General features: G+C 64.7%; 13 protein-coding genes. 4 read left to right on the forward strand and 9 right to left on the reverse strand.

Features of this window, described 5'->3' with window-relative positions; all coding sequences use genetic code 11:
- Nucleotides 1-18: 18 nt before the first annotated feature.
- On the forward strand, nucleotides 19-1257 hold the full coding sequence (locus BFL43_RS26720) for an aminotransferase class III-fold pyridoxal phosphate-dependent enzyme (RefSeq protein ID WP_084896370.1): 1239 nt from the start codon (nucleotides 19-21) through the stop codon (nucleotides 1255-1257).
- A 70-nt stretch (nucleotides 1258-1327) separates the two neighbouring features.
- On the opposite strand, the gene BFL43_RS26725 is transcribed toward BFL43_RS26720, so the two are convergent.
- Nucleotides 1328-1858: an alkyl hydroperoxide reductase gene (locus tag BFL43_RS26725; protein WP_084896372.1), complete on the reverse strand. Its 531-nt coding sequence runs from the start codon at nucleotides 1856-1858 to the stop codon at nucleotides 1328-1330.
- 2 nt (nucleotides 1859-1860) lie between these two features.
- A complete protein-coding gene (locus tag BFL43_RS26730; protein ID WP_084896374.1) occupies nucleotides 1861-2448 on the reverse strand; it encodes a peroxiredoxin in 588 nt (195 codons plus the stop codon).
- Between the two features lie 101 nt (nucleotides 2449-2549).
- Here BFL43_RS26730 and BFL43_RS26735 point away from each other — a divergent pair, with 101 nt between their 5' ends.
- The gene (locus BFL43_RS26735; RefSeq protein WP_084896376.1) at nucleotides 2550-3488 is read left to right on the forward strand and encodes a hydrogen peroxide-inducible genes activator; all 939 of its coding nucleotides are present in this window, start codon (nucleotides 2550-2552) and stop codon (nucleotides 3486-3488) included.
- Between the two features lie 10 nt (nucleotides 3489-3498).
- Here the strand turns inward: BFL43_RS26735 and BFL43_RS26740 are convergent, their stop codons facing one another.
- From BFL43_RS26740 to BFL43_RS26755, 4 genes are read right to left on the reverse strand one after another with little or no spacing between them, the layout of a single operon-like run.
- Complete coding sequence (locus tag BFL43_RS26740) at nucleotides 3499-3942, reverse strand: MarR family transcriptional regulator (protein ID WP_084896378.1); 444 nt, start codon at nucleotides 3940-3942, stop codon at nucleotides 3499-3501.
- Nucleotides 3939-4580 carry a DJ-1/PfpI family protein gene (locus BFL43_RS26745; RefSeq protein ID WP_084896380.1) on the reverse strand — a complete coding sequence of 214 codons (642 nt, stop codon included), beginning with the start codon at nucleotides 4578-4580 and terminating at the stop codon, nucleotides 3939-3941. Before BFL43_RS26745 ends, BFL43_RS26740 begins: the two co-directional genes overlap by 4 nt.
- Before the next feature lie 54 nt (nucleotides 4581-4634).
- Entirely contained in the window at nucleotides 4635-7142 is a 2508-nt protein-coding gene (locus BFL43_RS26750) for a DEAD/DEAH box helicase (protein ID WP_084896851.1), read from the reverse strand.
- A gap of 27 nt (nucleotides 7143-7169) precedes the next feature.
- On the reverse strand, nucleotides 7170-8153 hold the full coding sequence (locus tag BFL43_RS26755) for a PAC2 family protein (protein ID WP_084896853.1): 984 nt from the start codon (nucleotides 8151-8153) through the stop codon (nucleotides 7170-7172).
- A 286-nt stretch (nucleotides 8154-8439) separates the two neighbouring features.
- Here BFL43_RS26755 and BFL43_RS26760 point away from each other — a divergent pair, with 286 nt between their 5' ends.
- A complete protein-coding gene (locus BFL43_RS26760) occupies nucleotides 8440-9528 on the forward strand; it encodes an S-(hydroxymethyl)mycothiol dehydrogenase (RefSeq protein ID WP_084896382.1) in 1089 nt (362 codons plus the stop codon).
- Entirely contained in the window at nucleotides 9525-10151 is a 627-nt protein-coding gene (locus BFL43_RS26765) for an MBL fold metallo-hydrolase (RefSeq protein ID WP_084896385.1), read from the forward strand. Before BFL43_RS26760 ends, BFL43_RS26765 begins: the two co-directional genes overlap by 4 nt.
- On the opposite strand, the gene BFL43_RS26770 is transcribed toward BFL43_RS26765, so the two are convergent.
- The 3 genes from BFL43_RS26770 to BFL43_RS26780 form a co-directional block, all read right to left on the reverse strand.
- Nucleotides 10152-11021 (reverse strand): SGNH/GDSL hydrolase family protein, encoded by an 870-nt coding sequence (locus BFL43_RS26770; RefSeq protein ID WP_084896387.1) that lies wholly within the window; start codon nucleotides 11019-11021, stop codon nucleotides 10152-10154.
- A gap of 78 nt (nucleotides 11022-11099) precedes the next feature.
- The gene (locus BFL43_RS26775) at nucleotides 11100-11576 is read right to left on the reverse strand and encodes a hypothetical protein (RefSeq protein WP_084896389.1); all 477 of its coding nucleotides are present in this window, start codon (nucleotides 11574-11576) and stop codon (nucleotides 11100-11102) included.
- Nucleotides 11573-12784 (reverse strand): hypothetical protein, encoded by a 1212-nt coding sequence (locus BFL43_RS26780; RefSeq protein ID WP_084896391.1) that lies wholly within the window; start codon nucleotides 12782-12784, stop codon nucleotides 11573-11575. The genes BFL43_RS26775 and BFL43_RS26780 overlap by 4 nt, the downstream gene beginning before the upstream one ends.
- Nucleotides 12785-12787: the final 3 nt, after the last annotated feature.

Here is a 12787-nt window from a genome sequence, read left to right on the forward strand (position 1 = left end):
GCAGGCATGATGTAGCGCATGACTGCATCGACTTCCGCCGGTCTCTGGCACGGTTTCGCCGACATGGGTGCGGTGAGCGCTACCGGGCCATTCGTGGTCGCCAGGGGTGAGGGCGTACACATCTGGGACACCTCGGACAACAAATACCTCGACGCCACAGCGGGACTCTGGTTCACGAACGTCGGCCATGGCCGCACCCAGATCGCCGACGCGGTCGCGCGCCAGCTGAGCACGCTGGCCCATTACTCGGGCTTCGGGGACATCACATCAGACGTCACCGCGGCGCTCGGGGACCGTCTCGCCGAACTCGCGCCCATCCCCGGTAGCAAGGTGTTCTTCACCTCGGGCGGCAGCGACTCGATCGACTCCGCGGTCAAACTCGCACGGCGCTACTGGCACGAACTGGGCAAGCCCGACAAGAAGATCGTTGTCGGCCGGACCAAGGCGTACCACGGCATGCACGTCGGCGGAACGGCACTGTCCGGGCTGCCGCCCAACCGCGAGAACTACGGCGAACTGATGACCGACGCGGCGACGGTCGAATGGGACGACGCGAAGAGCCTGCTCGGTTTGATCGAGCGGATCGGCGCCGACAACATCGCCGCCTTCTTCTGTGAACCGGTCATCGGGGCCGGTGGCATCTATCTGCCGCCGCAGGGCTATCTGGCCGAGGTGCGCCAGATCTGCCGCGACAACGACGTGCTGTTCGTCGCCGACGAAGTGGTGACCGGATTCGGACGCATCGGTGGGTCGTGGTTCGCCTCGACACGTTTCGATCTGCAGCCGGACATGATCGCCACAGCGAAAGGTCTGACGTCGGGATACGTGCCGATGGGTGCGTTGTTCATCGCGCCCCACATCGCTGAGCCGTTTTACGCCGGCGGGGTGTGGTGGCGGCACGGTTACACCTACGGCGGGCACGCGGGCGCGGCTGCCGCAGCCATGGCGAACCTGGACATCATCGAGTCCGAGGGACTGCTCGAAGAGGCCGCACGCCTGGAATCGGATCTGCATGTGGCGCTCGCTCCACTGGCGGATCTGCCTGCGGTCGGTGAGGTTCGCAGCGGACTCGGCGCGGTGAGCGCCGTGCAGCTGGAGGACCCGGGCACGGCTCCTGCGGCCATCGCGGCGCTACGGCGGCACGGGGTCAGTGGTAGGGCGGCGGGCCAAGGTGCACTGCAGATCTCACCGGCGTTCGTGATGACCGCGGCTCAGGTCGCCGAACTCGCCGAGCGCATCTCAGATGCTTTGACCTGATGCGGCTGTAGACATACGAAGAGCAGGGACCCCGAACGGGGTCCCTGCTCTTCGTATGTCACCGGCGGAGCTATCCGACGAGCACCTCTGCGGTACTGAGGGCGGCTGCCACGCCTGCCACGATCGAGGCGACCTTGAGTGATTCGAAGATCGCCTCACGGTCGACGCCCGCTTCGCGGAGCGTGTTCTCGTGTGCTGCAACACAATGCCCGCAACCGTTGATCGACGACACCGCGAACGACCAGAGTTCGAAGTTCGCCTTGTCCACGCCGGGGTTGCCGATGATGTTCATCCGCAGTCCGGGGCGCAGGTCGTCGTACTTGCCGTCGAGAAATCCGCGACCGCGATAGAAGACGTTGTTCATGCCCATGATCGAGGCAGCACCCAACGCGGCGTTGTACGCCTCCGCCGACAGGTTGTCTGCAGCTTCGTCGGCGATCTCCTTGAGTACCACGGCGTTCTTTGTGGCGGCTGCGGTCGAGAGAAGAGTTCCCCAGAGCTGCTCGTCCTTGAGAACCGTGGTCCTCGAGATGGACCCCAGGTTGAGCTTGAGGTCTTTCGCGTACTCGGGGAGAGCTTCCTTCAGGTTGTCGATACTCATTCTCAGACGCTCGCCGTCAGCAGTTCGCCTGCGTCGATGGTCGGATCACCCTTTTTCCAGTTGCAGGCGCACAACTCGTCCGACTGCAGCGCGTCGAGCACCCGCAGGACCTCGTCGACGTTGCGGCCGACGGAGCCGGCGGTGACCGAGACGAACTGGATCTCGTTGTTCGGGTCGACGATGAACGTTGCACGGTCGGCGACACCGTCGGCGTTGAGAACTCCTGCAGCCGAAGCCAGTTCGCGCTTGAGGTCCGACAGCATCGGGAAGGGGAGCGTCTTGAGATCCTCATGCTGTGCCCGCCACTGGAAGTGGACGAACTCGTTGTCGACGGATGCGCCGAGCACCTGGGCGTCGCGATCGGCGAACTCGTCGTTCAGCTTGCCGAAAGCCGCGATTTCGGTGGGGCACACGAACGTGAAGTCCTTGGGCCAGAAGAAGACGATGCGCCACTTGCCGGCGGCGTCGTCGCTGGTGATGGTTGTGAAGTAGTCGTCGGGCTGCTGGGCGTTGACCTTCGACAGGTCTCCTCCGATGACGGCCGTCAGATTGTATGAGGGAAATTGGTCGCCAATGGTCAGCAAAGACAAAGTTGCTCCTTAGATGTCACATTTTTCTTTCGCGGTGCTACCCAATCTTGCCGGTAAGTCGGTGAAAAGGAAACGTGATGAGTAGCACTATAGTGATAGGTATGACCGATCAAAGTTATCAGCCGACGATCGCCGGGCTGAAGGCGTTCGCAGCAATCGCAGACAAACGGCATTTCGGTTCGGCGGCAGATGGTTTGGGTGTGAGCCAGCCCTCGTTGTCTCAGGCGCTCGCGGCGCTCGAAACAGGCCTGGGGCTGCGGTTGGTCGAGCGGTCGACGCGGCGTGTCTTCTTGACGAGCGAGGGCGAGGCGCTCCTGCCGCGTGCCACCGCGGCGATCGAGGCGGTGGACATGTTCACCGCGGCAGCGGTCGGGGTGGCTCAGCCGTTGTCGGGCACAGTGCGACTGGGACTCATCCCCACGGTCGCGCCGTACGTTCTGCCGTCGATGCTGCGTGATCTCGCTACGCAGTTGCCTGAGCTCGCCGTACGCGTTGTCGAGGACCAGACGTCACGTCTGCTCGATGCGCTGCGACACAACTCGATCGATGCCGCGATGGTCGCCCTGCCGGCCGATGCGCCCGGCATGATCGAGATCGCCATGTACGACGAAGACTTCGTGCTGGCGTTGCCGCCGGGGCATGCGCTGGCCGGGCGGAGTCGAGTCGACCCCGCCGCGCTCGCGGACCTGCCACTTCTCTTGCTCGACGAAGGTCATTGCCTGCGGGATCAGGCGCTGGAGGTGTGCAGGCTGGCCGGGGTCCGGCCGGACGTCGGTCCCACGCGGGCCGCGTCGCTCGCGACCGCTGTCCAGTGTGTGGAGGGTGGTCTCGGCGTCACGTTGATCCCGCAGACGGCGGTACAGACCGAAACCGCCAGGGGCGCCTTGGCGATCGCAAGGTTCGGCCGGCCCCGTCCGGGCCGCCGGATAGGACTGGTGATGCGCGCGACCAGCGGACGAGAGGACGAGTACCGCCAGCTGGCGGCGCTGATCGCCGGGACGATCACAGGTGCGGGCCTGGGTGCCGTGAAAGCGGCTTAGCAGCCGCGTGTCACAGGCGATCGAGCTTCTGCAGGGCCTCGGAGAGTTCCTGCAGTCCGGACAGCGCGGTGGCCCAGGTGGTTTCGTCGATGAGTTCGCTCAATCGACGCGCCATGTCGCGGTGGCCGGGGTTGATCAGCCGGACGGCGGAAAGTCCGGCATCTGTCACTTCGACGAGTTTCGCCCGGCGGTGCGCCGGATTGTCGCGGAAGGTCACCAGGCCTTGTTCGGCGAGAAGGTCGGCGGTGCGTTGGACACTTTGCCTGGTGATCCCCATCTCGCGGGCGATATCCGATACCGAAAGTGGTTCGGAGAGAACTGCTCCGAGAACCTGCCAGCGGGTTGCGGTCAGACCGGCGGGAGCGGCGAGGGCCTCGGCGACGGCGAGGAACTGACCGTTGAGGCGAAAAGCGGTGAGGGCCGAGTCACTGAGTAGTTGCTGGGGGTCGCTCATGAGGTTGCGGCCATCAAGTCGTGGTAACCGGCGGGATCACCACTGTAGAGTTTGGTCCATGCTGTGAGGGTCTCGGGCGTGTACAGGTCCAGCTCGGCGAAGATCTCTCGTGCGAACGACACCGGATGCATTGCGGCAGCGGTGATCAGATGGCCGGGACGGCTGTCGTCGGTGACCGCGGGCTCGTCCACGTAGTCTGAGGCACCCGCGTAGCCGGTCCATGACAGGGCCTCGGCCGCGTTGCTGGTGTGGCGGCGGCCATCGAGTAGTCCGCGCTGGGCCATCGCGACCGTGGCACCGCAGATCCCGGCCACGGGTGTACCGGCTGCGAGGAATTCGGCTGCCGCATCCACGAATGCGGTCAGACCGCCGCTCAAGTACTCCGACGCTCCGGGCAGGATGAGCATGGCGCTGTCTCGCGGGTCAAGATCGGCGAGCGCGATGTCAGGCACGATGCGAACACCTCCCGCGGTGGTGATCGGCTCCGTTGTCGGCCCGACGGTCCGGATCCGGTACCTCCCGGGATTCGCCTGGTACTCGGGATTGTTGATGTGCGCGACCGCGTATCCGGTCTCCCAGTCGGCGAGTGTGTTGTAGACAGCGAGATGAACGGTGTGTGGTTCTGTTGTTGTGGTCATGACAGTATGCTGTCATAAATGACAACATGCTGTCAAGATGTCCGGGCTGCTTCGTCAGCCAGGAATGATTTCCATGTCCTGGAGTTCGGGTTCGTCATCAGCGGTGTCGGGGGCGCTGAACCGGGCGAGCAACGACCATCCGCGATGTCCGTCGGGGTCGTCGAGTACCTGCCTTGCGACCCACTGATCGTCCTCGCGTGTGACGCTGAACAGTGCTGGTCCTCGCGCCCCCGGGCCCGCGCCGACGTCGCCGTACTCGTCGAGGAAATCGGCCATCTCATCGGCCCAGTCGAGGTCAGGGTACGCGGCCTGCAGATCGAACCAGGCGCGCCGTGACAACAGGTTGACGTACCGGAACATCGTGTTCCGCAACTGGACCCGAATGGCCCGGGCATTCGGTGCCCGTCCGGGTGTGGGTGATCCCGCGGCGATCGGGTCGATGGGCCCGTCGTCGGGGTGGGTGAGTTGCTCCCACTCGTCGAGCAGGCTCGAGTCGACGCGGCGGACCAGGTCGCCCAGCCACTCGACCACGTCGTCGAGTTCGTCGGTCCGGGCGGAGTTCGGGATGCTCTGCCGCAATGTTCGATATACGTCGGTCAGGTAGCGCAGGACCACGCCTTCACTGCGGGCAAGGGAGTACCGGGAGATCAGATCGCCCCAATCCATACCCTCCTCGATCATCTGACGCACCACAGATTTCGGCCGGGGAGGCGTGTCCGCGACCCACGGGTGTCCCTGTTGGTAGATCCCGAATGCCTCGAAGATGAACTCACGCAGCGGACGAGGCCAGGTGACCTCGGTCAGCAGCTCCATCCGCTCCTCGTACTCCACGCCGTCGGCCTTCATCCGCGCGATCGCCTCGTTGCGGGCACTCTTCTGCTGACCCATGAGAACCGGTCGTGGATCGTCCAGGGTCGCCTCGACGATCGAGATCAAGTCGACGGTGTAGCTCTCCGATTTGGCGTCCAGCAGCTCGAACGTCGCCAGCGCAAAAGGGGACAGCGGGTTGTTGAGAGCGAAGTTCGCCGGAAGGTCGACGGCCAGAACGGCATAGCGGCCGTACTCATCAGGTTCGTCCAGGCGTCGCACGACACCACTGTCTATCAGCGAGCGGTACAGGCGCAGTGCTCGCAGGATGTGCCAACGCTGCCGGGTGCGGGTCTCGTGGTTGTCTTCCAGCAGATGTCGCATCGCGGTGAAGCAATTGCCCGGGCGGGCAATGACTTCCAGCAACATCGAGGTGGTCACGGCAAATCGGGAGCGAAGTGGTTCAGGCGGCGCGACGATGAGCTTGTCGAAGGTGGCCTCGCCCCATGAGACAAAGCCCTCGGGCGCCTTCTTGCGCTGGATCTTCTTAAGTTTCTTGGGATCGTCGCCGGCCTTGGCGACCAGCCGGGCGTTCTCGACGTCGTGGTCGGGTGCCTGGGCGACCACGAATCCACGCACATCGAATCCGGCGCGCCCCGCACGACCGGCGATCTGGTGGAACTCGCGCGCTTTGAGATGGCGCTGCCTGACGCCGTCATACTTGGTCAGTCCTGTCAGCAACACCGTGCGGATGGGGACGTTGATGCCGACGCCGAGAGTGTCTGTGCCGCATACCACCCGCAACAGACCTTGCTGGGCGAGACGTTCCACCAGGCGCCGGTAGCGGGGGAGCATCCCGGCGTGGTGGACCCCGATGCCCGCTCGGACAGTTTTCGACAGGGTCTTCCCGAAGCCGGTGCTGAAACGAAAATCGCCGATCTCCTCGGCGATGGCGTCCCGTTCGGCGCGGCTGCAGATATTGGCACTGAGCAGGGACTGGGCCCGTTCCATCGCGGACAGCTGGGTGAAGTGGACCACGTAGACCGGCGCCCGGTCCTTGTGGATCAGTTCTTCGATGGTCTCGTGGACCGGCCGGGTCGAATACGAATAGTCCAGAGGAACAGGCCGGGTGGTGCCGGTGATCGCGGCGGTGTCGCGGCCGGTCCGACGCTGGAGGTCGTCGACGAAGAAACTCACGTCACCGAGGGTTGCCGACATCAACACGAACTGGCTGCCGGGCAGTTCGATCAATGGGACCTGCCACGCCCAGCCGCGGTCTGGTTCGGCGTAGTAATGGAACTCATCCATGACGATGACGCCGATCGAATGGTCGTCGCCCGCGCGGAGGGCGATGTTGGCGACGACCTCGGCAGTGGCACAAATGATCGGTGCGGTGGGGTTCACCGAGGCGTCGCCGGTGAGCATCCCGACGTTCTCGGCGCCGAATTGCGCGCACAGGTCGAAGAACTTCTCACTGACCAGGGCCTTGATCGGTGCGGTGTAGAAGGCCCTCCGGCCCTGCGCCGCAGCGAAATACAGAGCCCCACTGGCAACCAGCGACTTTCCCGAACCCGTGGGGGTCGAGATGATGACGTTGGATCCGGCCGCGAGTTCGATGAGCGCTTCGTCTTGGTGCGGATACAGGGAAATCCCCCGCGCCGCCCACCACGCGGTGAAGGAGCTGTACAGCTCATCGAGATCAGGCTCGGTGTCGGCTGGGAGATCGAGGGGCCGGGCCTGCGGCGGGTGGGTCACCACTGCAGGTTATGGCACCGAAGTCGGTCAGCCCGCAGCGCCGTCACCCTTGTCGTCACCGTCGCGCGATTCCGCGTCGTTCTCGGTAGTGGCCTCGTTCTGGGCGTGATCGGCCAGGAAGCGTTCGAGTTCGGCTCCGAGTTCGTCGCCGGTGGGCAGGTCACCCTCGGCGGCCAGTAACGACGCTTTCTCCTGCTGTGCCTGGTTGAACGTGTCGTATTGGGTCTCCAGTGCTGCAACCACCGACTCGACCTCTTGGTTGCCCGACACCTCGGCATCTACCTGGGTGCGCACCTTTTCTGCTGCATTGGCCAGCGCGGCTGTCGGGAGATCGAGACCCGTCACCTCGCCCAGAGACTCCAGCAGTTTGTGGGACGCGGCAGGGTATTCGGCCTGCGAGAGGTAGTGCGGGACGTGGACCGAGAGACCGGCGGTGGCCAGGCCGCGCTCTCCGAGCCGGAGTTCGAGCAGCATGGACGCGCTGCCGGGGACCTTGAGTTCCGAACCCCACCGGGGCAGCGAACCGATCAGGTCCTTGCTGTTCCCGTGGGCGGTGATCGTCGAGGGTCGCGTGTGGGGGATACCCATCGGGATGGCGTTGAGTCCGATCACCGATGTCACCCCGAACTGGTCCGAGAGAGCGCCGATGGCAGCGACGAACCGTTCCCAGCGCAGGTCTGGTTCGGCACCGGACAACAGGAGGAACGGGGTTCCGTTGTTGTCGCGGATCGCGTGCAGGGTCAGCTCCGGCATGGCTGCTGCGGTGAACTCGTCGCCCGTGAAGGTCATCAGCGGACGGCGCGAGCGGTAGTCGATCAGTTCGTCGGTCGAGAACGTGGCGACCAGCTCCGAGTCGAGACTCTGCCGGAGATGGTCGGACGCCAACTTGATGGCGTGTCCGGCGTCCGCGAATCCTTCGAGGGCGTGGATCAGCACCGGACCGTCACCCTCGTCATCTGCCAGTTGTGGTGCTGGGAATTCGAGTTCGTAGAGCGTGGACTTCTCGTCCATGGCGAACCTCCTCGCTGCCCAGTCGTGCGGTGTGTCGTCCATTGTCTCCCATGAGCACCCTTACCCACCAATTCCGGCCTTCGGCCGGCCATGTGGTGACGTCGGTTCCATGGACTTGTCTGTGTCAACAGCCGTCGTCCACGCAGGATTCCCACCAGTGCGTTCGCTCAGTGCGAACACCGGCCGTCACCGATCGCTGCGGCGCCCATCCATGCACGCATGGCCATCTGGATATCGCTTAGGGTTGGTGCCGAGCGATAACTATGGACAGCGGCGAGAGGCAGTCATGGCAGAGCAGGTTCGTGGTGTGGTGTCGGCAGGCAAGGGTGCTCCGACGACCATCGAGACGATCACCATCCCCGATCCGGGGCCACGCGATGTGGTGGTGAAGATCCAGGCGTGCGGCGTATGCCACACCGATCTGGCCTACCGCGAGGGTGGGATCAACGACGAATACCCGTTCTTGCTCGGGCACGAGGCCGCGGGCATCGTCGAGACCGTCGGTGATCAGGTCACCCTCGTCGAGCCCGGCGACTTCGTGGTCCTGAACTGGCGTGCGGTGTGCGGCGAATGCCGGGCCTGCAAACGCGGCCGGCCGCAGTACTGTTTCAACACCCACAATGCGAGCAAGCCGATGACGCTGGCCGATGGAACCGCGTTGACCCCGGCGCTGGGTATCGGCGCGTTCGCCGACAAGACGCTGGTCCACGAGGGCCAGTGCACCAAGGTCGCCCCGGATGCAGACCCGGCGGTCGTGGGACTGCTCGGCTGCGGCGTGATGGCCGGCCTGGGTGCGGCGATGAACACCGGCGGCGTCGTCCGCGGCGACAGTGTCGCGGTGATCGGCTGCGGCGGCGTCGGTGACGCCGCCATCGCCGGTGCCCGCCTGGCCGGCGCGACGAAGATCATCGCGGTCGATCGTGATGCCCGCAAGCTCGAGTGGGCCACCGACCTCGGTGCCACGCACACCATCGACGGTTCGAAGATCGATGATGTCGTCACCGCGATCCAGGATCTCACCGACGGCAACGGCGCCGATGTCGTGATCGACGCGGTCGGGCGGCCCGAGACCTACAAGACCGCGTTCTACGCGCGGGATCTGGCCGGGGTTGTCGTCCTGGTCGGCGTGCCGACGCCGGACATGAAGCTCGAACTCCCGCTGATCGACTTCTTCTCTCGCGGCGGCGCGCTCAAGTCGTCCTGGTACGGCGATTGCCTGCCCGAACGCGATTTCCCGATGCTCGTCGACCTTTATCAGCAGGGCCGGCTGCCGCTGGAGAAGTTCGTCTCCGAGCGGGTCGGCCTCGACGATGTCGAAGCTGCCTTCCACAAGATGGAGGCCGGCGAAGTGCTCCGCTCGGTGGTGATCCTGTGACCATACGCATCGAGAACGTGGTCACCTCCGGCCAGTTCAGCCTCGACGGCGGAACCTGGGACGTCGACAACAACATCTGGCTCATTGGCGACGACTCCGAGGTGGTGATCATCGACGCCGCGCACTCGGCGACGCCGATCATCGACGCGGTGGCCGGCCGGACCGTCAAGGCTGTCCTGCTGACCCACGGCCACAACGACCACGTGACCGTGGCACCGGAACTGTCGCAGCGACTCGATGCGCCGATGCTCCTGCACCCAGGTGATCGCATGCTGTGGGATCAGACCCACCCCGACATCGGGCCGGGCGAACTCGAGGACGGGCAGAAGATCACCGTCGGCGGCACCGATCTCGTCGTCATCAACACACCCGGTCATTCACCCGGCTCATGCTCGATCTACGCTCCCGAACTCGGCGTGTTGTTCAGCGGCGACACCCTGTTCTCCGGCGGGCCCGGTGCGACCGGCCGCTCGTTCTCCTCGTTCCCGACGATCATCGAATCCATTCAGACCAAGATCTTCACGTTGCCCGCCGAGACGAAAGTCAACACCGGCCACGGCGACTCGACAGCAGTCGGAGACGAGTCACCACACCTCGAGGAATGGATCAAACGGGGGAGTTGATCACGGGCCGATCTTCGCGAGCACCTGCTGCGCAATCCCGTTCTCACCGCGGGCATTCGGGTGCTGGGTCGAAGCGCCGATCGCTCCGGTACGAGGCTCGATCCACCGGGTCGCGGGACCCGTGCACGAGTTGTACGGAATCGACGGGGTGAAGGTGTCCACGTACTCCACCCCAGCATCCCCGGCCTCTCGCGCCAACATGGCGTTCAGGTCCTTCTCGATCCCATTGAGATACGCGGTATCGGCCACCGAGTACGGGTTCTGAGGCCGGCAATTCCCGCGCTGCGGAAATATTGCGGGATAGCCGACGACGATGACGCGCGCGTGCGGCGACTTGCTCTTGATGTCAGATAGGGCACCGGCGATCGCCGACGCGGTGGTGGTGTTGATCGCGTCGGCGAAGCGGGTTCCGTTACGGGCCTCGCAGGTCATCACCTCGGAGCTGATACCACCGGATTGTTGCTCGGCACACGAATTGAGGCTGCCGGTGTAGACGAAGCTGTCGTTGTAGCCGATCAAGAGCGTGACGAGATCGGTGTCGGCGCGCAGAGCCTCGAATTGGGGTCCTTGCCCCTCGAGTTGGCTGATCTCCAGATTTCGCACTTGGGCGCCGCCGCAACTCACATCTGTGAGTTGGTAGTCCTTTGTTTTAGCGACAACATGCGCGAAGTTGTTGGTCGAGCGGCCGCATCCGGCAGGCGATCCCGGCACCCGCTCGGGAACACCCGCACCGGCCGCGAACGACGCGCCTAGTGAGACGTAGGACAAGGACGTGGCGCTCGCCTGCGGCGCACTCACGCTTGCTGCGATCGCGACGGCGATCGACGCGATGACCGCGGCCCGGGTGCGGAACCTGCTGGTTTGTTTCACCGCAGCAGATTAAGGGCGAATCGGCGTCATGGCGTGTCGAACAGGCGAAATCGTGATCCGTTCGCAGCTCGCCAGGTACTAGCCGTCGAGTTGTGGGGGTGACGTCATCCGGCGGATGACCGCATCGATCTGTGCGTTTCGCAGCTCCGCGCCCCCGGAGATCTCCGAGGCGAGGTTCTCGAGTTCGGTCACCGACGTGTCAGCGTGCGCCACCAGTGGTCCCCGCAGGCGCTGCGGTGACCGGGCTGCGGTGATGAGTCGATCGTCGAGCTCGGTGGCAGCGATCTCGAGCCGGACCCGGGCGTCGATCCGGGCACCGTCGTAGTCCAGCTTCGGATCGGATCGCAACAGCGCCAATGCGTCACGGATTCGGCGGTGCAATCGGGCCTCCGGGTCGTGTGATCCCGCCCACGATGCGGGAGCCCGTGTCGGCCGGCCGGGGACGATCTCGTTGGCCTGCAACGCACTCTGCCGGATCCGGCGCGTCATGATGAACACGCCACCGGCCGCGGCCACGCACGCAACGATGACCACGAGAACGATCACAGCGGTCATGTGAGCACCGCCCACGCCGCCACGATCGCGATGATCACGATCAACGCCGCCACGACCGCGAACGCGATCTTGACCTTGCTCCACGGCCGTTGTCCCTGTACCTCGCCCGTGACGCCGTTGATGAACACCTGGAACGGAGTACCCGCGTACACCACGGTCAGCAACCAGATGGGCAGCAGCACATGCTTGAACCTCAGCGAGTTGTAGCGGGTGTCCTTGTTGTTGATCCGCTGGTGGTCGCCGCCGATATCGCGGCGGATGGCGGCGTCGATACCGGCGTCGATCCGGGACTGGGCCACCGGAAAGCACTGATCAGCGTCGAGATCGTAGGTCCGGCACAGATGGCCGGCAACGAACTCCGGGCTGAATGGCGTGGCCTGTCCGGTGGGCCATGGTTCGAGTTCGTGAACCCGGTCGGTGTCGAATCCGGTGTTCGCCAAGACCGCGACGTCATCGAAATTGTTGCCCACCACACCCGACCGATGACTCCAGCGGGTACGGGTCTCGGTGCGCCGGTTGTCTCCGCTGCCGGTGGTCACCGTGTAATTGTCGCCGCGCATCCCCGTATAAGAGGTGGTCGTGTCCGCGTCGTAGGTGAAGTAGGCCGCATAGAGGCTGGAGAACGAACCGACTTCCCTGTACTTCTTGAACTCGGTCGGAGCGAACCACCTGCTGTTGATCCATTGCTCGATCACCTCCCGGCCGCGTGCGTCATCGACCTGGAACGGCAGGATGCCGTCGACCGGAAGCCTCGTGGGGGCTGCGTGGATGTCGTCGCGCTGAATTGGCGTGGCGCAGTAAGGGCATCGGGTCGTGGTCAGTGTGCCGGTGAATGTCGTTCTGCCCCCGCAACTCTGGCAGACGATTTCACGCTCGGAATCCGGTGTCGTCGCCGGGGGTGCCGCGGCGAGCAAGCCGCGCAACTGGGTCATCGTCGAAGCCAGATCGTGCTCGACGACCCGGCGTGCGGGATCGAGGACGATGGGATGCGAGCGACCACAGCTGGGGCACAACAGGTTCTGGGTCGTCGGGTCGAACACGAGCTGTGCGCCGCAACTGTCACAGGGATAGGTGCGCGTCTGCTCGGTGACCTGGAACAAGGCCCGTTCCGGGTCGGACGCAGTAGGACGCGGCGGCATCGGAGGCAGTGGTGGTGGGGGGCCGGCCGAACCGTCGGGCAGGGGCGGCGGGTTGTGCGAATCGTTCATCGG

It is taken from the genome of Williamsia sp. 1135 (assembly GCF_002095395.1).
GTDB lineage: Bacteria > Actinomycetota > Actinomycetes > Mycobacteriales > Mycobacteriaceae > Williamsia.

Excerpts from the sequence above, each read along its gene's own strand:
- BFL43_RS26720 (WP_084896370.1), top strand. The coding sequence starts at position 19 with ATGACTGCATCGACTTCCGCCGGTCTCTGGCACGGTTTCGCCGACATG.
- BFL43_RS26725 (WP_084896372.1), bottom strand. The coding sequence starts at position 1,858 with ATGAGTATCGACAACCTGAAGGAAGCTCTCCCCGAGTACGCGAAAGAC.
- BFL43_RS26735 (WP_084896376.1), top strand. The coding sequence starts at position 2,550 with ATGACCGATCAAAGTTATCAGCCGACGATCGCCGGGCTGAAGGCGTTC.
- BFL43_RS26740 (WP_084896378.1), bottom strand. The coding sequence starts at position 3,942 with ATGAGCGACCCCCAGCAACTACTCAGTGACTCGGCCCTCACCGCTTTT.
- BFL43_RS26745 (WP_084896380.1), bottom strand. The coding sequence starts at position 4,580 with ATGACCACAACAACAGAACCACACACCGTTCATCTCGCTGTCTACAAC.
- BFL43_RS26755 (WP_084896853.1), bottom strand. The coding sequence starts at position 8,153 with ATGGACGAGAAGTCCACGCTCTACGAACTCGAATTCCCAGCACCACAA.
- BFL43_RS26760 (WP_084896382.1), top strand. The coding sequence starts at position 8,440 with ATGGCAGAGCAGGTTCGTGGTGTGGTGTCGGCAGGCAAGGGTGCTCCG.
- BFL43_RS26775 (WP_084896389.1), bottom strand. The coding sequence starts at position 11,576 with ATGACCGCTGTGATCGTTCTCGTGGTCATCGTTGCGTGCGTGGCCGCG.
- BFL43_RS26780 (WP_084896391.1), bottom strand. The coding sequence starts at position 12,784 with ATGAACGATTCGCACAACCCGCCGCCCCTGCCCGACGGTTCGGCCGGC.